Source organism: Microbacterium fluvii, assembly GCF_025515205.1.
Lineage (GTDB): Bacteria > Actinomycetota > Actinomycetes > Actinomycetales > Microbacteriaceae > Microbacterium > Microbacterium fluvii.
In genome coordinates, this window is the sequence record NZ_JAOPFX010000004.1 from 103,563 (window position 1) to 126,222 (window position 22,660).

Below are 22,660 nucleotides of genomic sequence, written 5' to 3' on the forward strand. Positions count from 1 at the left end.
CAATCAGCAACTGGAGGCGTGTTGACGCTGGTAGTGACTGCGCTGGGCAAAGAGACCATTTGGGTAGCCGCGGACCGCCGCCTGTCCTACGGGCCGGGCCGGGCGCCCATCGACGATGCGATGAAGGTGCTGGTGTTGGACAGCGTTGATGGAAAGGCCGTGTTCGCGTACGCGGGCCTGGGTGCTACCTCCAACGGCATGCAACCGTCGACCTGGCTGCGGAATGTGTTGCGGGGTCGAAGTGGGAAGCTTGAGGACTACCTCGGCCTGGTCGCCGACAAGGTCGGCGAGCAGTTTCCGCGCCACTTGTCGAAAGTGCCGGGCGGGGCACACGTGTTTCTCGTCCCCGCCTTTATCGGCCGGCAGGCGGCAATGTTCGCCATCGAGTGCGTCGTGGACTCCTTCGGTGGTGCTCGGCACCGCTACACCAGGCTTGTCCGGCCGGAAGACATGAGATCGCCTGCGACATTGTGCGTTGTGGGGAGCGGGGCGCGCTCACTCGCGCGCGATAGCAACGTGTGGGGTCGATCGCTCCTGAATCTCATTCGCGATGAGGAGGCGCACGGTACCGGTACTCGCGCCGTTGCAGACGGGCTGGCTGAGCTGGTCCACCGCGCACACCTGCAGACGAGCGACGGCTCGGTGGGGCCTCGATCGGTCGTCGTGTGGGCCCGCGCGCACGGGACGAAGCGAGACGGGGGCGGCCATGCGTTCTACGAAGGCGTCCACCTTGACCCTTCACCGGACATCCGATTGGGAATGATCCCGTCAATAAGCAATGGCACGGACTTCAACGCGGTCATCGAGACATCGGTCGCTGTACTAGGTCCAATCATGGAGGCGTGGGTAAATGCTGACGGTGACGCCGAAGCCGAACCGCTCAAGTTCGATCCGGCAGCGCTCAATGAGAAGCTCGAAGCTCTGGCTGACAGCCCGGATGATCGACTGAGATGAACCGGCGTGGTGCGCTCTCGACCGCCGTCCATTACCTATGGATAACGAGTTTGGTGAGTCTTGGGCTGTCGCTCTGCCATGACCATTCGTGCCTCTCGGAGATGCGCGCGGGTGTCCGCCATCTGACCGATTTCCCGCATCTCGCGGCACTCCAACTAGGGCAATGTCCTCCAAAGAGGGGACATACGTCGAGCGGAATCTATCGATAATGTCCGGAATATGACGCGATGTCGCGTCGGGTCCCCCCAACCCAGAGGAATTGTCGTGCATCGAAATGTCTTCCGTGAAGCATCAGCTCGATCGTCGTCCATTGGGCAGCGGTGGCTCGCGATTCCTACTGTTTGTCTAGTTCTTGTCGGGATTCTGACGGCGGGATCTCAGTCGGCGAGTCCGGCCGCCGCGGATCCTCTTCCGCCGACACTCGTCACACTCACGACGGACAAGATCGAGTTTTTCGCGGGCGAGTCATTCACGTTGACGGCGACAGTAGATCAGCCTGTCGATGGTGCGGCTCCAGTGGTTATCCGCGACGTCACAGACGGTGTGGATGTGAAGGAGTGCACGACGGGGACGGTTTGTGCGACCACCGTGGCCTTCACCTCCGGCGGCCCGCACGAGTATGTCGCGACGGTCGGTTCTCTGACCTCTTCATCGGTGTCGGTGGCCCGGTCAGCGTGGGCGCTGACTCTCGAAGCATCAGAAACGGAAATTGGCGCGGGCGAGGTCACCACGCTTATAGCCACCGCCAACCAGGATGTTGCAGACACCTCTGGTGAGTACGCCATCGCCATCTTCAACGCGAGCGAGGGGACACGGATCGCTACCTGCCCAAGCGGTGCGTCTTGCGAAGTTGAAGTGAGCTCATACGAGGCACCGACTTGGGCATCGGACTACGTAGCTGTGGTGTCGGCTGCGGCCGACACGACTTCGGAGACCCCAAGCGAAGCGATTGATGTTCAGGCGAGCTCGGACCCTGTGACTGTCACCCGCAAGTCGTGGTCGATCAACGTCGCGGTAAGTGTGGAGGTGCTCTGGCCGAGCGAAACGACGAACGTCAACGTAACCCTGGATCAGGATTTGGCGGACACGAACGGGCTCTACTCCTTGTACATCGTCGAGATCCCCGGCGGGCAGGTCATCGGTCAGTGCGACACGGGGACTGTCTGCGACGCCACGATTAGCTGGAGTCAGCTCGATGACGTAGCGCCCAGCTCTCGCTACTACGTCGCCTATGTCGCTCTGAGAAGCTCAGCGCCGGTGAGCTCCGGGGAGTCGATCACCGGCATCATCGGCGGCGGGGGTTCGACCGGAGTGAGAGCCGCGGACTGGGAGATCACGGTCACCCCCGACGACGTGCAAGAACTCGCGGCCGGTGACGTGATGGAAGTTCACGTATCGACCAATCAAGACGTCGGCGACACTGGCGGACGATATGTGACCTACATCGTCGACTACTACGCCAACAAGGTCGTGAAGACATGCGATGACGGGTACACGTGCGACTACGAAACCAGCTTCTACACCGAACAGGACCGTGGCACTGACGACTGGGGCACCTTCATCGCGTACGTCGGCTCACCCGGCGCGACGACCCTGTACGGAGAGACCGGTATCCAGAACATGAGGGTCGCCGGCACCGATCCGACTTGGATGTATCGCAAGCACTGGGACGCGACCATGAAGCGCACCTCCAGTACCACGGTCACGCTCACCAGCAACCAGGACGTCAGCAAGACCAACGGGTACTTCACGTGGTACCTCTACTACATCGCCGACGGGCCCGTCGCCTCCCCGGTGCTCACCGACACCTGTGACAGCGGGCCACGCTGCGTGTTCTCAGCCTCCGCGGTCGGTCCCGGCCACTATGAAGCTTTCCTGGCGCGGAAAGACACAGAGTTCTCTTCATCAGGGACTCCCGCCAACTACCTCGCTTGGACCTACCTGCACCTCGAGGGACCGCAGCTTCCGCAGTACCCGAACCTGACATCGGCCACCGGACGTGGAGAAATGTCCGGTGGCGGAAACCCCGCTCAAGGCTCGTGTGACTGCGGTCGGGCCGATCCAGTAAATACCGCGACGGGAGAGTTCTACCTGTCTGAGTCGGACATCAGTCTGGCCGGGCAGGGCCCGCTTCTGACCGCCGAGCGGACTTATTCGACGACCGGTGCGGGTTCCGTGGGCGCATTCGGCCACGGATGGACGAGTGGTCTCGACACGCACCTCAGCATTCTCGCCGACACGGACGATGCCAACCCTCTCCCACGGCAAATCGAAGTGCAACAGGAGAATGGCTCGATCCTCGTCTTCACACGCAACGAGCTCTCGTCCACATTCTCCGCGCCTGAGCGCGTGCGCGCGACGTTGACATGGGACGACTCTGATTCGGAGTGGCTGCTCGTGCGAAACGGCACGCAGTACATGCGATTCAGTGAGGCAGGCAACCTGCTTGCCGTCGCGGACCCGGACGGTAACACCACCACGCTCGTCTACTCGGCAGGCAAGCTCAGCGAAGTACGTGCCAGTGGTGGCCGGGAGCTCTCCATCGAGTGGACCGGTGGGCGCATCAGCGAGATCACGGACTCCGCCGGCCGCGCAGTTCTCTACACGTATGACGACGATGACCTCGTCTCAGTCACCGGAGTTGACGGCGTCGTGACGGCGTATGAGTACGACAACTCACACCTCCTCACCGCGATAGTTCAACCCGGGGGCGGGCGCACCGAGAACGTCTACGACGATGTCGATCGTGTCATCAGCCAGAGTGATCCACTCGAACGCATCACCACGTTCACGTACGACTACAGCGGCACGGTCACCACCTGGCCAGACGGGTCGCAGACGATAGATCGCTACGCCGGCGGGATGCTTATCGAGCAGGTACTCACGGCGGGCACCGACGCGGAGGCGATCACCCAATACACGTACAACGAACTGAACCTCCTCTCGTCTGTTCTCGGCCCCGAAGACGGACTAACGACGTATACGTATGACGAGGATGGGCGCCGGCTCAGCCAGAGCGATGCTCTCGGTAGGGAAAGTACCTGGACCTACGGCACAGCACTCAGCCCCTTGACGTTCACGGACCCGGAAGGCGGGACCACGACGTCGACGTACAACGAGGCCGGGCACCCGTTGACGATCACCTCGCCCGGTGGAGCGGAACAGTCCTGGACGTACAACTCGGACGGGACCGTCGCGACATACGAGACGGCCACAGGCGCCACGACCGTATACGACTATGACTCCGCGGGGCGGAACACCTCTGTCGTGGATGCGGAGTTGCGGGAGACGAGTTTCAGCTACAACGGGTTCGGGATGCCGATCTCGACGATCGCCCCGGGTGGTGCAGCAACCACCACAAGCTACGACGACGCCGGCCGCACCATCGCCGTCGAGGATCCGCTGGGGAGAGTCACTTCCTACGTCTACGACGACGATGGGAACCTCACTTCGGTGACCAACGCGGAGGCCGAAACGACGACATATGCCTACGACGATGCGGGTCAGAACACTCTCGTCACCGACCCTGAGGGCGACCAGACCGCGATGGTCTACGACGCCGTCGGCCGGGTAGCCAGCGTCACCGATCCGCTCGGGCACACCACGAGATTCACTCACGACAGCTACGGCAATACCCTCACTTCCACGGACCCGCTAGACCGCACCTCGACGGCGACATATGACCTCGCCGGGCGGCTCTTGCAAACTCAGACGCCTTCGGGTGCCACGACGAGCTACGCACGCGACACCGCCGGGCAAGTGACGGCGGTCACCGACGCGCTGGGCAACACCACATCGTTCGGCTACAACGACGCGGGCCAGGTCACCAGCATCGAGGATCCTCTCGGGAGGCTGACAACGACGACATATGACGCGGAGGGTCGGGTAGACGAGGTCACCCTCCCCGATCTGAGCACCCAGTCCTATGAGTACGACCTTGCAGGCAACGTCACCGGCTTCACGAACGCAGACGGGTTCGAGACGTCCTATGAGTACACCGATACAGGGCTTCTGTCCGCACGCACCGACCCCGGAAATCTGGTCACCGCATTCGAATACAACAATGCCGGCCGGCTCTCCGTGAAGACGCTGCCAGACGGTTCAGAGACTGCATACACCTACAACGCGGGTGGCCAAGTCATCGGTGTCGCCTACTCAAGCAGCGCTACACAGGACGTGTCCTACGAGTACGACGACGCGCAACGCGTCACCTCGATCACTGATGCAACCGGGACAACCACGCTCGAGTACGACAAAGCCGGGCGCATTGTCACCGAAACAGATGGGGGTGGCGAAGAGCTCGGCTACACGTACGATGCGGCAGGCAGGCTCACTTCCGTCGACTACCCCGTCGTCGGCGCGGTGGAGTATGGCTACAACGCGGCCGATGAGATGACAACAGCCACCGACTGGGCAGATCGGGTCACGGAGCTTACCTGGGACGCTGACGGTCAACTTGCCACTGAGACCGCTCCAAACGGAGTCGTGCAGGCATGGACCTACGATGCAGCAGGACGCACCACCGAGGTGAGCACCGAGCGGGGAACCGCAGAGCTTGCAGCGTTCGACTACACGTACGACGACGCGGGGCAATTGACGCAGCAGACGACAACCCTCGGTACCTCAGAAGTGACTGTCGACTTCGAGCACGACTCGATCGGTCAACTCTCGTCCACGACCACAGACGACGGGGCGAGCACCCCGACCACTATCGCGATCACAGCGACCCCCGGCGGTCAGCTGGTCGTCACGGATGACGGTGCGGAACTGACCTACAACACCGCGCAGCAAGTCGTCGAACGTGACCCCGCCTCCGGGAGCACCACAACGTACAGCTACAACACGAACGGCGCACGGAACCAAACGACAGTCTCCGGATCACCAGCCCAGACCACCTCCTATGGGTATGACGCCGCCGGGTACCTAAGCTCGGTCTCCACCGGGGGGACCACGGTCGAGTATGAGACTGATGGGCGTGGACTACGGCAGTCACGAAGCACCGGCACCATCGAAGACTTCCTCTGGTCCACCACTGGCTCGCTGCCCCTCATGGTTGCGGACGGCGACAACTACTACCTCTACGCGGCAGGATCGACCCCGATCGCACAGATTGACAAGACCAGCGGCGAGGCGCGCTACCTGGCGCGAGACGACCTCGGCTCCGTGCGCCTCTCCACCGACAACACGGGCACTGTTCTCGGCAGCCAAACGTTTTCGGAGTTCGGCACACCTACCTCCAGCGCCGGGTCAATCGACACACCGTTCGGGTTCACCGGAAACTGGACCGACGCCGAAACCGGGTTCGTGCACCTCCGCGCGCGTGACTACGATCCCGACACGGGGCAGTTCATTAACGTCGACCCAGCACTGGACACGACGAAGCAGCCGTACACCTATGCGGGCAATAACCCCGTCCAGTACACGGACAACACCGGCCTCGACTTCTGGAGCGACCTGGGCACGAACCTCGCGGCGTTCGGCGCCGGCGTCCTCAACGGAGCCACCTTCGGACTCTCCGGATTGATCATGAGCGCAGTGATCCCCGGGTATGACTGCTTCGTCCAGGAGAACCAGGGCTTCTACGCGGCAGGAGACGTCGTCGGGATGGTCGCCTCAACCGTCGCAGTGAGCGTCGTAAGTGCCGGAGGTCTTGGCGCCGCGGCGCTGGGGGCTCGTGTCGCGGTGAGTGCGGCAGCGAAGGTCGGCGCGGGTGCAGTCAGGAGCGCCGTAAGGATCACCACGGCGAAATCGCTGCCGCGCGTCGCGGCGACAACCAGCAGCAGGAATCTCGCGCTTTCGACGCCGAAGGTGGCAAGCGGTAAGCTTCAGAACCTCGTGGACAACCTCTATAAGGGCACCGCAAACCCAAATAGGGTCGGAAGCGGCACGACAATGGATGCGGTGCGTAGCGAGCTTTCAACGGGCGTCGCTACTGGGGGAAAGATGCACTCAACGAAGGCGCAGGAGAGTGTAAACGGGCTCCAGAACTGGTTGAAGAAGAATCCAGACGCTAGCTACTCCGACAGGCTCGTTGCGCAAAGCTTGCTCGATGATCTGCGCGACGCGCTTGGTGGCGCTCAATGAGCGCCTGGACGGTTGGAGCAGTCGGAGCGCTCGTGTACCAAAACCCGGCTCTTATCCCGTTGCTTGAGGAGCACTTGAACGATAACGACGGTGTCGTTCTCCCACACCTCCTGCTGTCGGACATTGTGCGCTGGATGGTGCAAAACGAATCCTCCGAGTTCACAGTTGTGCACTCGGTCATGTCGTGGTGGGGTCGGGCCTACAATGATGGCCCCGAGGATGTGCGGGAGTTGATCGTGGTGAGTGGCGTGGAGATGATTCCGGACCCTGGAGAACCAGGATCCGGACTGAGGGGCTTGCTTTCCGAACCGCTTCAATCTTTGGACCCCTGGCACTAAGTCCTGCCCCGAACGGGCGGGACTTCGTCAAGCGAACACCATGCCTCTCACGGCACGGGGCTCATCCGATCCAGGCGATCGTTGATTGGGCGCCGCCAACCCCCTCTCGGAGGCACCCCTTCTCCCGTCAGACGAGAAAACGTCGGACGCAACGACGCCACTGTCACAGAAGCGGCCCCATCCATTCGACGCGACATGACAGCGTCCAGCGCTCCCAATTGCCCCAGTCTTGACCTTCAGGACCCGCTGGAAGGGGGATGCCGCGCCCCCGAGTCAAGCGTTACAGAAGTGACTGCTGACCTGGGGTTTGGAAGAATCTGCGCGTTATCGTGGAAAACGCCTGGAACGGTAGTGCGCGAGCCCTTGAACCGACTGGGATCGGGGATTTCGAAACACGGCCACAGCGGGCCGTGTTCTTTTTTGAGCGGCCCAGTGTTCGTTTATTGCGAGCGAGACCGGTAGGAGACCAGTTCTCCCGCCGGTTTCGTCGTTTCAGGCGGGGTCTTGCTCGTCGAGAGGCACTCCCCGTCATCGAGCCGTGGACAGTCGATGAAGCGGCTCTGGAAGAATGGGCCGGCGGAGAGGTGCTCCGCACATAAGACGGAGTTCCATGGTCAACGTTTCCCGTGTCCTCGCGCAGGCCACCGCCACCACTGACGGAGGTGTCGACCTCGGGTTCTACCTGATCCTCGCCGCCGTGCTGGCCGTCGCCGCTGTTGTCATGAAGTTGATCTTCTCCCGCCGCGCTGCATCCAGCACCGACGCGGTCGTGCGCGACCAGGACCCTGCCCAGGTGATCCGGATCCCGCCGGCGCCCCCATTCCCGAGCGATGTGGCGAGGCTTCGCGCGTTCGTCGGCGACACGACACCGCCGCCCCGCATCACCCGGTACACGGTTCCCATCGTGACTGTGGATAACACCCACTTGTCGATCCGCGACAAGAAGATCGGTGACATCGTGTCGGTGCCGCTCACCGACATCGAATCCGCTCAGATGCGCGTCACCACCATCCGGCCCAAGGGCACCCTTCTTGCGCAGAACTACCCATCGCTGTGGGTCACCGTCAGGCGGGGCGCGGCTACGCAGTCGCTGGCGCTGACGCCCATCACCGGCGCCTACGCCAAGGTGTCAGAAGCTGAAGCCGAGGCGATGGCGGCCGCGCTCAACTCCCTGCTCGCCGCTGCGAGCTGATCATTCGTCATGCGGGGCCCGGAGCAGCGCGGGGAGGGCACGGATAGGTGACACCTGATCTGTGGTGCCGAGCGGTGCCGCCGGGAGGATCAGCAGGACTCGCGCGCGGCACTATTGTCTGAGGCATGCGCTGTCGTCTCCTCTCCACGGTGCTTACGGTCGTCGTTCCTCTAGCGGCTCTGGCCGGGTGCGCGACGCAACCCACCGAGGCGGTCAGCCAGGAGCCGAATCTCACGAACTACGTCAACCAGCCGAGCTCGACCGACTTATCCTGCCGAGAAGCGGGGGCCGCAGTGAACGACGCGGCACCCGACGACAGCGCCAAATCCGACCAGATCTACCTGACTTTGCTTGCGTGTGAATCCGTCGATGCGTGGATCACGACAATGGCGGAGAACCCCACGGCGTTTGGCTCTTCGGGCGTTAGTCGAGAGAGCCTCGAGATGCGCCTCCAAAGTGCGTGTGCGGGTGCCGAAGAGACACCCGTTTGCGCAGACCTGGCACGCCTCTACACGGAATAGGGCGTAACCGGCAGGAGCATCCCCCGCCCGACTTGGGGATGAGCCGAGCGAAGGTCGATGCGCATGAAGCTTCCGGGCGTTCGGATAGAGAAATCGAGGAGGCTCAAGGCGGAGGCACACCAGTGATTGCGAGCGCGACTTCATGAATGCAGCGGGATCACGACGCGCCGACGACCTGACCTTCTGGGCGATGATCCTTCTGATCGCCCAGTTCGTCATCGCGGTCGCTCTCGCCGTGTCGATCACCTTCCTTTGGTCGGCGTCTCCGCACTGCGGCGACTCGTGCGAGTACAGCACTCTCACGTTCGCCACGTATGGGTTCTTCGCGCTGGCGGGCGTTCTGCTTCTCGGCGCCGGTCTAGGGGTGTTCCTCCTCAGAGACACCTATCGTCGCTCACTGATTCCACCGTTGATCGGGGTAGCTCTCACCGTCCTCGGCGCGACCGTGGCCATCACGCTCGGGCGTGCTTCATTGGGGTTCTGAGCGCCCCGGTGATCCGCCACGACGAAGGGGCGGACAGCGCGGGGTCAGGCGCCGTCGAGGGCGGGCATGAGCGCGAAGACGATCTCCTCGACCTCGACCTCGTGCCCGAGCCCCGGCGCGAACTGGAGCGAGCGCGAGACCTCGGTGAAGCCGTTGTGCTCGAACGCGGCGATGGCGGCGGCGTCGTGGGCGGCGAGGCGGGCGAACAGCGGACGTTCGGGCTCGCCGGCCACGAGCAGCCGCAGCGCCTCGGTGGCCACCCCTCGGCCCCACGCCTCGTGGGCGATCCACACCGTCGCCTCGCGGTCGTCGCCGACGGCGAAGGTCGCGGCGATGCCGACGAAGGCGCCGTCGTCGGTGACCGCGTGCAGCGCGACGCTGCGGGAGGCGCGCTCGCGGGCGATCCAGGCGTCGAACGCGGCGCGGTCGGTGGGATCGTCGGCGGTGAACGCCGCCAGAGCGACGGCGTCGGCATCCGTCGTCATCTCGAACACGGCATCGAGATCGTGGTCGTCCAGGTCGCGCAGTTCGATGTGGCCCACAACCACACGCTAGTGACAGCGGGTCGTCAGGAGAACCCGTGCAGTTCGCGGACGCGCGCCTCGGCCGCGGCGCAGTCGCGCGCGGCGATCGCGTCACGCAGCTGCACGTAGCCGGCGGTGCGCGTGACGGGGCACTCGATGAACGGATGCCAGCCCTCGAGGTTGTGGCGGATCGCCACCTCGGCCTCGTCGAGCACCAATTGGAAGGCCTGGTTGCGAGAGATGCGCGTGCCGGCGGAGAGGAAATCGGAACTCGCGCTCAGCAGCGCCTCGATCTCGCCTTCGCGCGAGGCCTCGACCATCGCCTCGGCGTGCTCGACCAGCACGTCGAGCTCTTCGTCGCTGGCACGGGCCAGCGCCAGGCCGATGACATTTCCCATGAACAGCACGATGAAGTCATGCGTGTCGGTGCGGGACTTCTCGCTGCGGGCGCGCACGCGCGTGTAGCGGTGCGGCGCGACCTCCACCAGGCCCGACCGCGCCAGCCGCTGCAGCGCCTCGCGCACCGGAGTGCGGGAGACCCCCAGCATCGAGGCGAGATCGTGGTCGCGCAGACGCTGCCCCGGAGGCAGCGTTCCGTCGAGGATCGCGGCGGCGATGCGCTCGTACACCTCGTCGCCGAGCACCGTGCCGGTGGGCTCCAGAGGGCTGAACGGGGCGGACATATCGCGACAAGTGTATTCCGCCGGATATGCCCTTCAGAAGCCGATTATCTCGGTTCGATGAGAGTTCGCCGAGAGCTCTCGGCGGCTCTCGCTCCACGACCGATATATCAGTATCGTTTGGCTGTCACGCTTCGCGTGGCGTATCCGGGGGGATCCGTCGACGCCCGGGCTTGGAGCATCGCTCAGCCCGGGCGTTCGATGGTGTCTGTGCAACGTTTCTGTCACCATACGCAACGCGGCTGTTGCAGGGGCGCGCTGTCGCATTACGTTGGTCTCGACCCGTCGCATTCGGGACGGGCATCTGAAGAACGGCAAGTAATGAGCACCCAGGGCACGGTCAAGTGGTTCAACGCGGAGAAGGGCTTCGGCTTCATCGCCCCCGATGAGGGCGGCGCCGACGTCTTCGCGCACTACACCGCGATCACGTCGAGCGGCTACCGCTCGCTCGAAGAGAACCAGCGCGTCGAGTTCGACATCGCGCAGGGGCCCAAGGGCCTGCAGGCGGAGAACATCCGCCCGCTCTAACGCGTGGTTTTGGCGTAGTCGCCGAGGGCCTTCGCGTCTTCGGCGTCACGCAACGCTCGCCGCGCCGCGTCCAGCGCATCGACCGGATCGGTGCTCTGGCGCGCCGCGGCGAGTTCTCGCTGTGCCGCCGCAAGGCGAACACGGGCATCGGCGCCCGCGTGCGCGTTCGAGACGGATGCTTCGGCAGCCGCGATCGCGTGGCGCGCGGCCGCGAGGGTTCCGGGGAGCGCCGTGCGCGCCCCCCGCAGCCGCTGCTGTGCGGTGCGCGCGTCTCCGACGGCGAGGTCGAGGCGGCCGCGCAGCCGTGCGATCGCGTCGACGGTGCGCGTGGGGCGCCGCGCGCCCTCCGGCTCCAGGGCTGTCAGCCGCTCGTCGACCTCGCGCAGTTCGTCGGTCAGACGCTGCGCGGCGTCTGGCTCGAGCCGAGGCAACAGACCCTGCGCCTGCGTCAGCGCACCGCGCGCCGACGCGAACTCCTCGGGCAGCGCCTGAGCCGCCTGCAGCACAAGGCGATGCGCCTCTTCGAGGGAGTGCGACTCCGCCTCGGCCTGCTGTGCCGCACGCTCTCCCGCGGCAAGCGGAGTGAGGGCGTCGCGGGTCGGATCGGCCGCCGCCTCGGCGGCGAGGTCGAACTGCCGCTGCGCGTCGGCGACGTGCGCCAGCGCCGCGTGCGCCGACGATGACGCGGCCCGCCACTCCGACTCGTCGAATCTCGCGGCGAGCTCGGCCACGAGCGCCGCCGGGTCGCCTATCGCCGACCGGGCATCCGCCAGCCGCCGCTGTGCGGCCGCGACCTGATCGGCGGCGGAGAGGTGCGCGCGCACCCATGAGCGGTGCTCGTCGCGCGCACGCGCGATCGCGTGCAGGGCGGCAGCGGCGCGCTGCTCGAGGCGCTCTGCCTGCCGGCGCACCTCGGCCGGCAGCATCCGCTCGTCCGAGATCGCGCGGTAGGTCTCGAACCCTTCGTCGCGTGCGTGCTGCGCGGTGAGGCGCGCGCGGCGGAGGGATGCCGGCGCATCGCCGCCATGCAGCGCACCCGACAGGCCCACCTCGAGCTCGAGCTCGGCCAGCGCGTCGTCGAGATGCACGAGGGCGACGCCCGCTCGGGAGCGGGATTCCTCTGCCCGCGCTCGGGCCGCAGGCCCACGGCGCGCGCGCCGGATCGCCCACCCGATGATCGCCAGCGCCAGTGCCGCCGACACGAAGACGACCAGCGCCGGCACGAGCCAGCGCAGGGCGTCGGCGAGGGGCTCAGGCATCCGCATCCTCGATGAGCAGGAGAGCCCGCAGCTGGTCCGGCGTCTCGGCGACGGCCTGCGCGCCCTCGCTCTCGTGCGGCCAGCTGAACCCCCAGCGCACGAAGACGACCGGAACGCCCTGTTCGGCGCCCCCTGCGATGTCGTGGTGGCGGTCGCCGATCAGCACGGGCCGGCTCGTGTCGACCCCCGCGGCCGCGAGCTGGCGCAGCGCCTCGGCGACGATGTCGCTCTTGGCGCTGAGCGTTCGCTCATCGGCCGATGCCCCGACGATCGCGGTCATCGCCGGGGCGAGACCGAAGTGGTGCATGAGGGCGACGACCTGGTTCTCGGGCTTGGAGCTGGCGGTCGCCTGCGGCACGCCCGCGGCGGCGAGGTCGGCGACGATCTGCTCGACGCCGGGGAAGAGCTTCGCGCCGGTCGTGTATCCGTCGCCGCGCGAGAGCGAGCGGTAGTAGGCGACGGCATCGGACGACTCGTCGGGCGTCATGCCGACGTTGACCTGGAACGACTCGAACATCGGCGGACCGATCCAGTGCACGAGCTCTTCGCGGGTCGGCGCGCGCTTGCCGAAGTGCTCGAGGGCGATCGTGAGGCGGCGCAGGATCCCCTCCGATGCGTCGACGAGGGTGCCGTCGACATCCCACAGCACACAGGTCCACGGTGATCTGGCCGTCATGTGTTCAGCCTATGAGACCCCGCCCCGATAGGTCGCGGTCAGAACAGGCGGGGGGCGCCGGACTCGGTGCCCTTCATGCCCTCGTAGTCGAGGGTGACGCACCGGATGCCGCGGTCGGCGGCGAGCACCTTGGCCTGCGGCTTGATCTCCTGCGCGGCGAAGACGCCGGCGACGGGAGCGAGGTGCGGGTCGCGGTTGAGCAGCTCCAGGTATCGCGTGAGCTGCTCGACGCCGTCGATGTCGCCGCGGCGCTTGACCTCGACGGCGACCGTGCCGCCCGCGGGGTCGCGCAGCAGCAGATCGACCGGGCCGATCGCGGTGGGGAACTCGCGGCGCACGAGGGTGAGCCCCTCGCCGATCACCTCGACCTGCTCGGCGAGAAGGCGCTGCAGGTCGGCCTCGACGCCGCTCTTCTGCAGCCCCGGATCGATGCCGAGCTCGTGCGACGAGTCGTGCAGCACCTCGTAGATGCGCACGAGGAGCGCGTCGCCGGTCTTGGCGTGGGTGACCCGCCAGTGCTCGACGACGCCGGCGGAGGCCGACTCGTCGTCGGGCTCTTCGACCGTGAGCGTGCACGGCGGGCTCATCCAGTTGAGCGGCTTGTACGAGAGCGAGTCGCTGTGGATGAGCACCGACCCGTCGGCCTTGAGCACCAGCAGCCTCGTCGCCAGATCGAGGTGGGCATTGAGCCTGCCCGTGTAGTCGACGGAGCAGCGGGCAACAACGAGACGCACCCGACGAGCCTAGCCGCCGCGGTCAGTGGTGGCCGGCGCCGACCTTGGAGCCGGCGATGGGCTTGGCGGCCCCCGAGGCGAAGCCGCTCATCGCGATGAGGGCGACGATGATCCACAGGGTGTTCAGGATGCCGATCTGGTGGCTGATCCAGCCGAGCACGGGCGGACCGCACAGGAACGCGAGGTAGCCGATGGTCGCCGCGGCCGAGACGGATGCCGCCGCCTTGCTCGGATCGTCGGCGGCGGCCGACATGCCCAGCGGGAAGCCGAGCGATGCGCCCGCGCCCCACAGGGCGACGCCGACGAAGGCGATCGGCAGGTTCGGGGCGAGGATGAACATGACGAGCCCCACGCCGGCGGTGACGGCGAGGATGCGCAGCGACCACACGCGGCCGATGCGATCGACCATCGGGCCGCCGAGGATGCGGAACAGCGTCATGGCCACCGAGAACACCGTCAGCGCGATGGCTCCGGTCGCCTGGGTCTGGTCGTGGCCGTCGACGACGGCGATCGTGAGCCAGTCGTTGGCGCTGCCCTCGGCGAACGCCATGCCCAGCATGATCGCGCCGATCGCATAGGTGCGCGGGTCGCGCCAGACCGCGACCGCCTCGGCGAACCGCTCGCGGCGCGTCGCGACCGGTGCGTCGTCGTCGTGGGTGATCTCGCGGGTCGGCACGTAGGCGAGCGCCCCGAGCCCGGCCAGCAGCACGATCGCGGCCGCGGCCCACAGGTGCCACGCGACGCCGACGCCCCAGGCGGCCATCGCGATGCCGACGCCGGCGCCGATGACGGTGCCGATGCTGAAGAAGGCGTGGAACAGGGGCATGAGGGTGCGCCCGAACGCCTGCTCGACCGCGGCGGCCTCGACGTTCATCATGACGTCGGTCGCGCTCATGCCCAGACCCATGAACGCGAGCCCCACCGCCGTGAGCGCATAGGAATGGGCGAACTGCACGCCCAGCCCCGCGACCGCCACGCCGATGCCGAACGAGAGCAGGGTCACCAGCATCCCCCGCCTGGCGCCCCATCGCGCGACGATGATGTTGGCCAGCGTCAGACCCACGATCGAGGCGGCGCCCGCGACGAACAGCAGCACGCCGATGCCGAAGTCGTCGGTCGCCAGCTCCTGCTTGACGGCCGGAAGGCGCGAGGCCCACGACGCGAAGCCGAGCCCCGTCACGGCGAAGATCGTGAAGATCGCCGTGCGCCAGTGCACGAGCTGAGGGCGGGTGAGAGCGGAATCCACCGCCGAAGTCTACCCGAATCGATTCGACGCCGGTGGATGACCGTGATCGCCGTGTCCCGGCGGTCTACGATCGGAAGACCATGAGCCGCCGCGCCACCATCAGCGACGTCGCCCGCACCGCGGGCGTGGCGGCCTCGACGGCGTCGGTGGTCTTCAGCGGCAAGACGCCGGTCTCGGACGAGACCCGCGCACGCGTGCTGGCGGCCGCGGAGCAGCTCGGCTACACCGGCCCCGATCCGCGCGCCGCGTCGCTGCGCCGCGGCCGGTCGGGCATCGTCGGGGTCGTCTTCGAGGAGCACCTCGGACGCACCTTCCAAGACCCGGTGAAGATCCTCATGATGGACGGCCTCACCGACGGCGTCGCGTCGCTGGGTGCGGGCCTGCTGCTGTTGCGCGACCGCGCGGAGTCCAGTGGCGACCCCACCCTCACGACGGCGCCGATCGACGCGGCGGTGCTCGTGGGCTGCAGCGGGATGCTGCGCGAGTCGCTCGCGGCGGTGCGCGCTCGCGGCATCCCGGTCGTGGTCATCGAGGGCGATGCCGGAGAGGGCGTGCCGCAGATCCAGCTCGACAACGTCGAGGCGCAGCGCCTGGCCGCCGAGCACCTGCGCGCGCTCGGCCACGAGCGCGTGGCACTGGTGACCCTCCCCGTGCGCAGCGGCTGGGAGCCCGGGTGGATCTCACCCGACGACGAGATCACCGTCGACGTCACCCGCGACCGACTCGCCGGGGCCCGTGAGGTCTTCCCCGACGCCCCCGCCTTCGCCGCCGCCGGCAGCTTCATCGACGAGGGCGCGATCGCGGGTCGTGCGATCTTCGCAGACCCCGGCACCCGCCCCACCGCGGTGATCGCGCAGAGCGATCTGCTGGCGGCCGGTGTCATCCGCGCGGCGGAGGAGGCGGGGCTGCGCGTGCCGGAAGACGTGAGCATCACGGGCTTCGACGGCATCGTCGTCGACGGCCTCGCCCCCTATGCCCTGACCACTCTCGTGCAGCCGGCGACGGAGAAGGGCCGCGCCGCCGGGCGGGCGGTCGCCGCCATGCTCGACGACCGTCCCGTGGAGTCGCAGCAGCTGGAGAGCATATTCCGCAAGGGGAACACGACGGGGCCCGCACCGGAGTGATCCGGAGGGCGGCGGCCGCAGCATCCGCATCGCCCGGTAGACTGGGCTGACACCCCGAACGCCCGTGCCCTTGGCCGCGACCCCCGAGGAGGCCGCGCATGCTCGTCCTGCTCGGCGTGTTCGCGGCCCTCCCGGTGCTGCTCCCGTGGCTCGTCGGTCGCATCGGCGCCCGAGCGTTCTACATCGCAGCACTCGCGCCGATCGCCGCGTTCGCCTACACCGCAGCTCTCGGACCGACCGTGCTCGCAGGAGCCGTGCCCTTCGAGACCTTCGAGTGGATCCCGGCGCTCGGCATCAACCTGTCGATGCGCATGGACACGCTCTCGTGGGTGATGGCGCTCATCGTCACGGGCGTCGGCGCGCTGGTGATGGTCTACTGCCGGTTCTACTTCCGCGACAAGGTCGAGGGGGTCGGCCAGTTCTCGGCCGTGCTGCTCGCCTTCGCCGGGGCCATGTACGGTCTCGTGCTCACCGACGACCTGGTCGTACTGGTGATGTTCTGGGAGCTCACCAGCGTGCTCTCGTACCTGCTCATCGGCTATTACCACCGCCGCGCCGGCAGCCGCCGCGCGGCCCTCCAGGCGCTGCTGGTGACGACCCTCGGCGGCCTCGTCATGCTCATCGGCGTCGTGCTGCTGGTGGTCGACGCGGGCACGTCGAGCCTGTCGACGATCCTCGCCGAAGCACCCACCGGAGCGGTGGTCGATGCCGCCCTGGTGCTGATCCTCGTGGGCGCGCTCAGCAAGTCGGCGATCTTCCCGTTCCACTTCTGGCTGCCCGGCGCCATGGCGGCGCCGACGCCGGTGAGCGCGTACCTGCACGCCGCCGCGATGGTGAAGGCCGGCATCTACCTCATCGCGCGGTTCGCGCCGTATTACGCCGACTCCCCCGTGTGGCGCCCGATCGTGATCGGACTTGGCGCCTTCACGCTGCTGCTGGGCGGGTTCCAGGCGCTGCGCGAGACCGACCTCAAGCGCATCCTGGCCTTCGGCACCGTCAGCCAGCTGGGGCTGCTGACCGTCGTGCTCGGCTACGGAACCCGCGACGCGGCGCTCGCCGGCCTTGCGCTGCTGATCAGCCACGCGCTGTTCAAGTCGGCCCTGTTCCTGGTGGTCGGCATCGTCGACCGCCAGCTGTCGACGCGCGACATCGGCGAGCTCAGCGGCGTCGGCCGGCAGGCGCCGGTGCTCGCGACCTTCTCGATGCTCGCCGTGGCCTCGATGGCCGGCGTCATCCCCACGATCGGCTTCGTCGCCAAAGAAGGGGCGCTGACGGCGCTGCTGCACGAGGCCGCCGGCGGTGCTCCGTGGGGCATCGTGGCGGTGGTCGCGATCGCCCTGGGCTCGGTGCTGACCGCGGGCTACGGCATCCGCTTCATCTGGGGCGCGTTCTGGACCAAGAAAGACGCCGACGGCGCCGCGCGCCCCGCGACCGAGTGGCCCGACCCGCCGTTCGGCTTCGTCGCGGCGCCTGTGCTGCTGGCGGGGCTCGGCGTGGTCGCGGGTCTCGCGGCGTCGGCGCTCGACCCGGTGCTCGCGCCCTACGCCGACACCGCGCCGCTGGCCTCGGCCGGGGTGGCCGCGCCCGAGCACGTGGCGCACCTGGCGCTGTGGCACGGGTTCGAGCCGGCACTGTGGATCTCGCTCGCCTCGCTCGTGCTCGGCGCCGTCGTGTTCTGGCTGACCGCGCGTCGAACCGTCAAGCGGATGCTACCCTTCACCGCATCCGATGCCTACAACCTCGCCCTGCGCGGCATCGCGCGGCTCTCGGTGATCACGACGACCCTCACCCAGCGCGGCTCGCTGCCGGTGTACGTCGGCACGATCTTCGTCGTGTTCGTCGCCGCCGAGGGAACGGCGCTGCTGGCGGGCGACACGTGGCGGGCAGAGCTCGCCGCCTTCCACACGCCGGTGCAGCTTGTCGTGGCGCCCCTCATGATCGCCGCCGCCCTCATCGCGGTGCGCGCCCGCAAGCGCTACACCGGCGTCGTGCTGGTGTCGGTGACGGGCCTGGGCATGGTGGTGCTGTTCGCCACGAGCGGCGCCCCCGACCTCGCGCTCACGCAGATCCTCGTCGAGACGGTCACCCTCGTGGCGTTCGCGCTCGTGCTGCGCCGCATCCCCGCGCGCCTGGGCGAGCACAACGCCTCGGTGTGGCCGGTCGCGCGTGCCGTGCTGGCGGGGGCCGTCGGCCTCACGATGGCGCTGGTGGCGATCGTGGCCACCGCCGCCCGCGAAGCCGTGCCGATCGGCGACTCGTTCGCCGAGCTGGCCTACGACCTCGGCCACGGCAGGAACGTCGTCAACGTCGCGCTTGTCGACCTCCGCGGCTGGGACACGATGGGTGAGCTGTCGGTGCTGATCCTCGCGGCCACCGGCGTCGCATCGCTCGTGTTCGTCACCCACCGCGCCGACACCCTGTCGTCGCTCTCGTCGCTGCCCGCATCGCTGCCGCGCGACCGCCGGCCGCTCGTCGAGACCGCCGACGGCATCCGCCCCCGCGGCGAGGCCGGCGGCAGCCGGCGCATGGCGTGGCTCGTCGGCGGGCAGCGGGTGCTCCCGGAGAACCGCTCGATCGTGCTCGAGGTGATCGTGCGGATCCTCTTCCACACCATCATCGTCGTCTCGCTGTATCTGCTGTTCGCCGGCCACAACCTCCCGGGCGGCGGCTTCGCCGGCGGCCTGGTCGCCGGCATGGCGCTCGTCATGCGCTACATCGCGGGCGGCCGCTACGAACTGGGCGCGGCGGCGCCGACGGATGCCGGGCGGCTGCTGGGCGCCGGGATGTCGCTCGCCGTGGCGACCGCCGTCGTGCCGATCTTCTTCGGCGCGGCGCCCCTGACCAGCGCCTTCTTCGAGGCGGAGCTGCCGGTGCTCGGGCACGTCGAGTTCGTCACCTCGACGCTGTTCGACATCGGCGTCTACCTCGTCGTGATCGGGCTCGTGCTCGACGTGCTGCGCAGCCTCGGCGCCGAGGTCGACCGGCAGGCGCAGGAGACCCTTCGACAGGCTCAGGGACCAGGGGGGGTGAGCTGATGGAGATCTCGGGCGTTCTCATCGTGATCATGGCCGTGCTGTTCGCGTGCGGCGTGTACGCGATGCTCGAGCGCAGCCTCACCCGGGTGCTCATCGGCTTTCTGCTGCTGGGCAACGCCACGAACCTGCTGCTGCTGATCGTGATGGGAGAACCCGGCATCGCGCCGTTCTTCGGGTCGGGCGACAAAGACGAGATGAGCGACCCGCTGCCGCAGGCGCTCACCCTCACCGCCATCGTGATCACGTTCGCCGTCTCGGCGTTCCTGCTCGCCCTGATCTATCGCTCCTGGCAGCTCGGCCAGGCCGACACCGTCGAAGACGACGAGGCCGACATCGCCCTGCGCGAGCGCTCGGCCGAGACCGAAGACGCCATGGACGACGAGACCGAGATCGAAGAAGAAGACGACGAGGCCACGACCGACTTCGTCGGGCTCGACACCGCGCCGATCACGGTGCTCTCGAGCCGCGACCTGTCCGCCGTGCGCGACGACGCCCCCACCGATGAGCCGACGGGAGGTGATCCGCGATGAGCGCCCTCGTTCCCCTGCTGGTCACCCTGCCCCTCCTCGGCGCCGCCGTCGCCCTCATCGCCGGACGCCACCGGCGCACGCAGGTGGTCGTGTCGGTGGTCACCCTGACCCTCGTGACCGTCATCGCCACGGTGCTGCTGTTCGCCGTAGACTCCGGCGACGAGGCGATCGCGGTCTCGGTGGGCGGCTGGCCGGTGCCGTTCGGCATCGTGCTCTACGTCGACCGGCTCGCCGCCCTGCTCGTGGTGGTCTCGAGCATCGTGCTGCTCGCGGTGCTGCTGTTCTCGGTCGGCCAGGGCGCGGCCGACGGCGACGACGAGACGCCGATCTCGATCTTCCACCCCTCCTACCTCATCCTCGCGGCGGGCATCTTCAACGCCTTCATCGCGGGCGATCTCTTCAACCTCTACGTCGGGTTCGAGATCCTGCTGGTGGCCTCGTATGTGCTGATCACGCTCGGCTCGACCGAGTCCCGCATCCGCACCGGCGTCGTCTACATCGTCGTGTCGCTCGTGTCGTCGATCCTCTTCCTCGCGGCCATCGCGATGATCTACGGGGCGCTGGGCACGGTCAACATGGCCCAGATCGCCCAGCGCATGGTCGAGCTGCCGCAGGACGTGCAGCTCGTGCTGCACCTCATGCTGCTGCTGGCCTTCGCCATCAAGGCGGCGGTGTTCCCGCTGTCGTTCTGGCTGCCCGACTCGTACCCCACCGCGCCGGCTCCGGTCACGGCGGTGTTCGCGGGCCTGCTCACCAAGGTGGGCGTCTACGCGATGATCCGCACCGAGACGCAGCTGTTCAACGACAGCGACGTCAACACGCTGCTGCTGATCGTGGCGCTGGCGACCATGATCGTCGGCGTCCTCGGCGCCGTCGCGCAGGCGGAGCTCAAACGCATCCTGTCGTTCACCCTCGTCAGCCACGTCGGCTACATGGTGTTCGGCCTCGCGATCGCCACCGAGGAGGCGATCGGGGCGACGATCTACTACATGGTCCACCACATCGTGGTGCAGACGACCCTGTTCCTGGCGGTGGGACTGATCGAGCGCCGCGCGGGGTCGACCTCGATCCTTCGGGTCAAGGGACTCATGCGGGCGGCGCCGGTGATCGCGGTGCTGTACTTCATCCCGGCCGTGAACCTCGGCGGCCTCCCGCCCTTCTCGGGCTTCATCGGCAAGTTCGCGCTGTTCGATGCGGCCGCCAGCGACGGGTCGCCCCTCATGATCGTGCTGATCGTCGCCGGCATCGTGACGAGCCTGCTCACCCTCTATGCGCTCATGCGGGCCTGGAACCTCTCGTTCTGGCGAGAGGAAGACGACTCGGCCGAGACCGAGGCGCGCATCTCGTACCTGGGCGCAGCCCCCGCCGCCGGCGACGAGTCGGAGCGCCGCGTGATCCCCCGCATCATGACCTCCGCGACGGCGGGCATGGTGGCGGTCACGGTCGCCCTCACCGTGTTCGCCGGTCCGCTGTACGACGTGTGCGAGCGCATCGGCAGCGCGCTGCTGCAGCCGGTGACCCTCGTGCAGCTCGAGCAGGAGGCGGCAGAGTGAGCCCCGACTTCCGCCACACCCCACGCAGCCTCGCCGCCCAGGCGTGGCGGCAGCTGCCGTTCTTCGTGTGGCTCGTCGCGCTGTGGATGCTGCTGTGGGGGCAGTTCACGTGGCTCGCGGTGCTCAGCGGCATCGTCGTGGCGGTGTTCGTCACCCGCATCTTCCGCCTGCCACCGGTGGAGCTGTCGGGGCGGGTGAACCTGTGGCACGGGCTGGTGTTCGTGCTCTCGTTCCTCGTCGCCCTCGTGCACGGCTCGGTGCTCGTGGCCTGGCAGGTGCTCGACTGGCGGCGTCAGCCGGGCACCGCGATCATCGCGGTGCCGCTGGTGACCGACGACGACCTGATCATGACGCACGTCGCGGTCACCGCTTCCCTCATCCCCGGCTCGCTCATCGTCGACACCGATCGCGACCGCCGCGTGCTGTACCTGCACGTCATCGGCGTGCACGGCGCCGACGACGTCGAGAAGCAGCGGCGCAGCGTGCAGGACTGGGAGCGGCGCATCGTCAAGGCCGTGGGCTCTCGGGCGCAGCTGGCCCAGTTCGCACAGGCGGGAGGACCCGGATGAGCTGGCTGATCGCTGCCGTCGTCGTGCTGTTCGGTGCGGCGGCCCTGCTCACGATCTTCAAGATCGTGGTGGGCCCCTCGATCCTCGACCGGGCCGTGGCCTCCGATGTGCTGCTGACCCTCGTCATGTGCGCGCTGGGTGCCGAGATGGCGATCAACCACCACACCCGCACCCTCCCGGTGCTGCTGATCATCGCCGCCGTCGGCGTCTTCGGCTCGATCTCGATCGCCCGGTTCGTGGCCAGGAGGGACAACGAACGATGAACGTCGACACCCTCATGGATCTCGCGGCCGGCGTGCTGCTCGTCATCGGCGCCGCCCTCTGCCTCATCGCCGCGATCGGCCTGCTGCGCTTCCGCGACGTTCCCACCCGCCTGCACGCGGCGACCAAGCCCCAGGTGCTCGGGCTCGTGCTCATCTGCCTCGCGATCGCGCTGGCGCTGCGCTCGTGGCAGGTCGTCGCCTTCCTGCTGCCGGTCGTGCTCATCCAGTTCGCCACGGCCCCGCTGTCGGCGCACATGGTGGGCAGGCAGGCCTACCGCAACGGCACGATCGAGCAGAGCTCGCTCGTCGTCGACGAACTCGCCGAGTCGCGGCGCACGCCGCCCGCATCGGGCGGCTGACAGCGGC

Annotated in this window: 18 protein-coding genes; 12 read left to right on the forward strand and 6 right to left on the reverse strand. The window is 67.5% G+C overall.

The genetic code is table 11. From position 1 onward, the window contains the following. Positions 1-33 precede the first annotated feature (33 nt). The 4 genes from OAW74_RS14310 (at position 34) to OAW74_RS14325 (ending at position 9,573) form a co-directional block, all read left to right on the forward strand. Positions 34-954, forward strand: a complete 921-nt coding sequence (locus tag OAW74_RS14310) for a hypothetical protein (protein WP_262875067.1) — start codon at positions 34-36, stop codon at positions 952-954. A 516-nt stretch (positions 955-1,470) separates the two neighbouring features. Further along, entirely contained in the window at positions 1,471-7,038 is a 5,568-nt protein-coding gene (locus OAW74_RS14315) for an RHS repeat-associated core domain-containing protein (RefSeq protein ID WP_262875068.1), read from the forward strand. Positions 7,039-7,986: 948 nt separating this feature from the next. Next, complete coding sequence (locus OAW74_RS14320) at positions 7,987-8,568, forward strand: hypothetical protein (protein WP_262875069.1); 582 nt, start codon at positions 7,987-7,989, stop codon at positions 8,566-8,568. A gap of 663 nt (positions 8,569-9,231) precedes the next feature. Next, positions 9,232-9,573, forward strand: coding sequence for a hypothetical protein (locus OAW74_RS14325; protein ID WP_262875070.1), 342 nt, complete (start codon positions 9,232-9,234; stop codon positions 9,571-9,573). A gap of 44 nt (positions 9,574-9,617) precedes the next feature. Here the strand turns inward: OAW74_RS14325 and OAW74_RS14330 are convergent, their stop codons facing one another. Further along, positions 9,618-10,115, reverse strand: coding sequence for a GNAT family N-acetyltransferase (locus OAW74_RS14330; RefSeq protein ID WP_262875071.1), 498 nt, complete (start codon positions 10,113-10,115; stop codon positions 9,618-9,620). Between the two features lie 26 nt (positions 10,116-10,141). Beyond that, on the reverse strand, positions 10,142-10,780 hold the full coding sequence (locus tag OAW74_RS14335; protein ID WP_262875072.1) for a GntR family transcriptional regulator: 639 nt from the start codon (positions 10,778-10,780) through the stop codon (positions 10,142-10,144). Between the two features lie 318 nt (positions 10,781-11,098). Here OAW74_RS14335 and OAW74_RS14340 point away from each other — a divergent pair, with 318 nt between their 5' ends. After that, on the forward strand, positions 11,099-11,305 hold the full coding sequence (locus OAW74_RS14340) for a cold-shock protein (RefSeq protein WP_262875073.1): 207 nt from the start codon (positions 11,099-11,101) through the stop codon (positions 11,303-11,305). Here the strand turns inward: OAW74_RS14340 and OAW74_RS14345 are convergent. From OAW74_RS14345 to OAW74_RS14360, 4 genes are read right to left on the reverse strand one after another with little or no spacing between them, the layout of a single operon-like run. Continuing rightward, a complete protein-coding gene (locus OAW74_RS14345) occupies positions 11,302-12,564 on the reverse strand; it encodes a hypothetical protein (RefSeq protein WP_262875074.1) in 1,263 nt (420 codons plus the stop codon). The two genes, OAW74_RS14340 and OAW74_RS14345, sit on opposite strands and share 4 nt — an antisense overlap. Beyond that, positions 12,557-13,240: an HAD hydrolase-like protein gene (locus tag OAW74_RS14350; protein ID WP_262875075.1), complete on the reverse strand. Its 684-nt coding sequence runs from the start codon at positions 13,238-13,240 to the stop codon at positions 12,557-12,559. The genes OAW74_RS14345 and OAW74_RS14350 overlap by 8 nt, the downstream gene beginning before the upstream one ends. A 38-nt stretch (positions 13,241-13,278) precedes the next feature. After that, the gene (gene nucS / locus OAW74_RS14355) at positions 13,279-13,974 is read right to left on the reverse strand and encodes an endonuclease NucS (RefSeq protein ID WP_262875076.1); all 696 of its coding nucleotides are present in this window, start codon (positions 13,972-13,974) and stop codon (positions 13,279-13,281) included. 22 nt (positions 13,975-13,996) lie between these two features. Beyond that, positions 13,997-15,220, reverse strand: a complete 1,224-nt coding sequence (locus tag OAW74_RS14360) for an MFS transporter (RefSeq protein WP_262875077.1) — start codon at positions 15,218-15,220, stop codon at positions 13,997-13,999. Positions 15,221-15,300: 80 nt separating this feature from the next. Between OAW74_RS14360 and OAW74_RS14365 the strand changes: the two genes are divergently transcribed. The 7 genes from OAW74_RS14365 to mnhG all read left to right on the forward strand — a co-directional run bounded on the left by OAW74_RS14365 (position 15,301) and on the right by mnhG (position 22,653). Continuing rightward, positions 15,301-16,344, forward strand: a complete 1,044-nt coding sequence (locus OAW74_RS14365; RefSeq protein WP_262875078.1) for a LacI family DNA-binding transcriptional regulator — start codon at positions 15,301-15,303, stop codon at positions 16,342-16,344. Positions 16,345-16,442: 98 nt separating this feature from the next. Further along, the gene (locus tag OAW74_RS14370; protein ID WP_262875079.1) at positions 16,443-19,379 is read left to right on the forward strand and encodes a Na+/H+ antiporter subunit A; all 2,937 of its coding nucleotides are present in this window, start codon (positions 16,443-16,445) and stop codon (positions 19,377-19,379) included. Continuing rightward, positions 19,379-19,909, forward strand: coding sequence for a Na(+)/H(+) antiporter subunit C (locus tag OAW74_RS14375; protein WP_262875080.1), 531 nt, complete (start codon positions 19,379-19,381; stop codon positions 19,907-19,909). The genes OAW74_RS14370 and OAW74_RS14375 overlap by 1 nt, the downstream gene beginning before the upstream one ends. After that, positions 19,906-21,462, forward strand: coding sequence for a Na+/H+ antiporter subunit D (locus OAW74_RS14380; protein ID WP_262875081.1), 1,557 nt, complete (start codon positions 19,906-19,908; stop codon positions 21,460-21,462). The genes OAW74_RS14375 and OAW74_RS14380 overlap by 4 nt, the downstream gene beginning before the upstream one ends. Next, positions 21,459-22,031: a Na+/H+ antiporter subunit E gene (locus tag OAW74_RS14385; RefSeq protein WP_262875082.1), complete on the forward strand. Its 573-nt coding sequence runs from the start codon at positions 21,459-21,461 to the stop codon at positions 22,029-22,031. Before OAW74_RS14380 ends, OAW74_RS14385 begins: the two co-directional genes overlap by 4 nt. After that, positions 22,028-22,294, forward strand: a complete 267-nt coding sequence (locus OAW74_RS14390) for a monovalent cation/H+ antiporter complex subunit F (protein ID WP_262875083.1) — start codon at positions 22,028-22,030, stop codon at positions 22,292-22,294. The genes OAW74_RS14385 and OAW74_RS14390 overlap by 4 nt, the downstream gene beginning before the upstream one ends. Further along, a complete protein-coding gene (gene mnhG, locus OAW74_RS14395; RefSeq protein ID WP_262875084.1) occupies positions 22,291-22,653 on the forward strand; it encodes a monovalent cation/H(+) antiporter subunit G in 363 nt (120 codons plus the stop codon). The genes OAW74_RS14390 and mnhG overlap by 4 nt, the downstream gene beginning before the upstream one ends. Positions 22,654-22,660 lie beyond the last annotated feature (7 nt).

Excerpts from the sequence above, each read along its gene's own strand:
- OAW74_RS14375 (WP_262875080.1), top strand. The coding sequence starts at position 19,379 with ATGGAGATCTCGGGCGTTCTCATCGTGATCATGGCCGTGCTGTTCGCG.
- mnhG (WP_262875084.1), top strand. The coding sequence starts at position 22,291 with ATGAACGTCGACACCCTCATGGATCTCGCGGCCGGCGTGCTGCTCGTC.
- OAW74_RS14365 (WP_262875078.1), top strand. The coding sequence starts at position 15,301 with ATGAGCCGCCGCGCCACCATCAGCGACGTCGCCCGCACCGCGGGCGTG.
- OAW74_RS14350 (WP_262875075.1), bottom strand. The coding sequence starts at position 13,240 with ATGACGGCCAGATCACCGTGGACCTGTGTGCTGTGGGATGTCGACGGC.
- OAW74_RS14380 (WP_262875081.1), top strand. The coding sequence starts at position 19,906 with ATGAGCGCCCTCGTTCCCCTGCTGGTCACCCTGCCCCTCCTCGGCGCC.
- OAW74_RS14320 (WP_262875069.1), top strand. The coding sequence starts at position 7,987 with ATGGTCAACGTTTCCCGTGTCCTCGCGCAGGCCACCGCCACCACTGAC.
- OAW74_RS14340 (WP_262875073.1), top strand. The coding sequence starts at position 11,099 with ATGAGCACCCAGGGCACGGTCAAGTGGTTCAACGCGGAGAAGGGCTTC.
- OAW74_RS14345 (WP_262875074.1), bottom strand. The coding sequence starts at position 12,564 with ATGCCTGAGCCCCTCGCCGACGCCCTGCGCTGGCTCGTGCCGGCGCTG.
- OAW74_RS14390 (WP_262875083.1), top strand. The coding sequence starts at position 22,028 with ATGAGCTGGCTGATCGCTGCCGTCGTCGTGCTGTTCGGTGCGGCGGCC.
- OAW74_RS14335 (WP_262875072.1), bottom strand. The coding sequence starts at position 10,780 with ATGTCCGCCCCGTTCAGCCCTCTGGAGCCCACCGGCACGGTGCTCGGC.
- OAW74_RS14325 (WP_262875070.1), top strand. The coding sequence starts at position 9,232 with ATGAATGCAGCGGGATCACGACGCGCCGACGACCTGACCTTCTGGGCG.
- OAW74_RS14370 (WP_262875079.1), top strand. The coding sequence starts at position 16,443 with ATGCTCGTCCTGCTCGGCGTGTTCGCGGCCCTCCCGGTGCTGCTCCCG.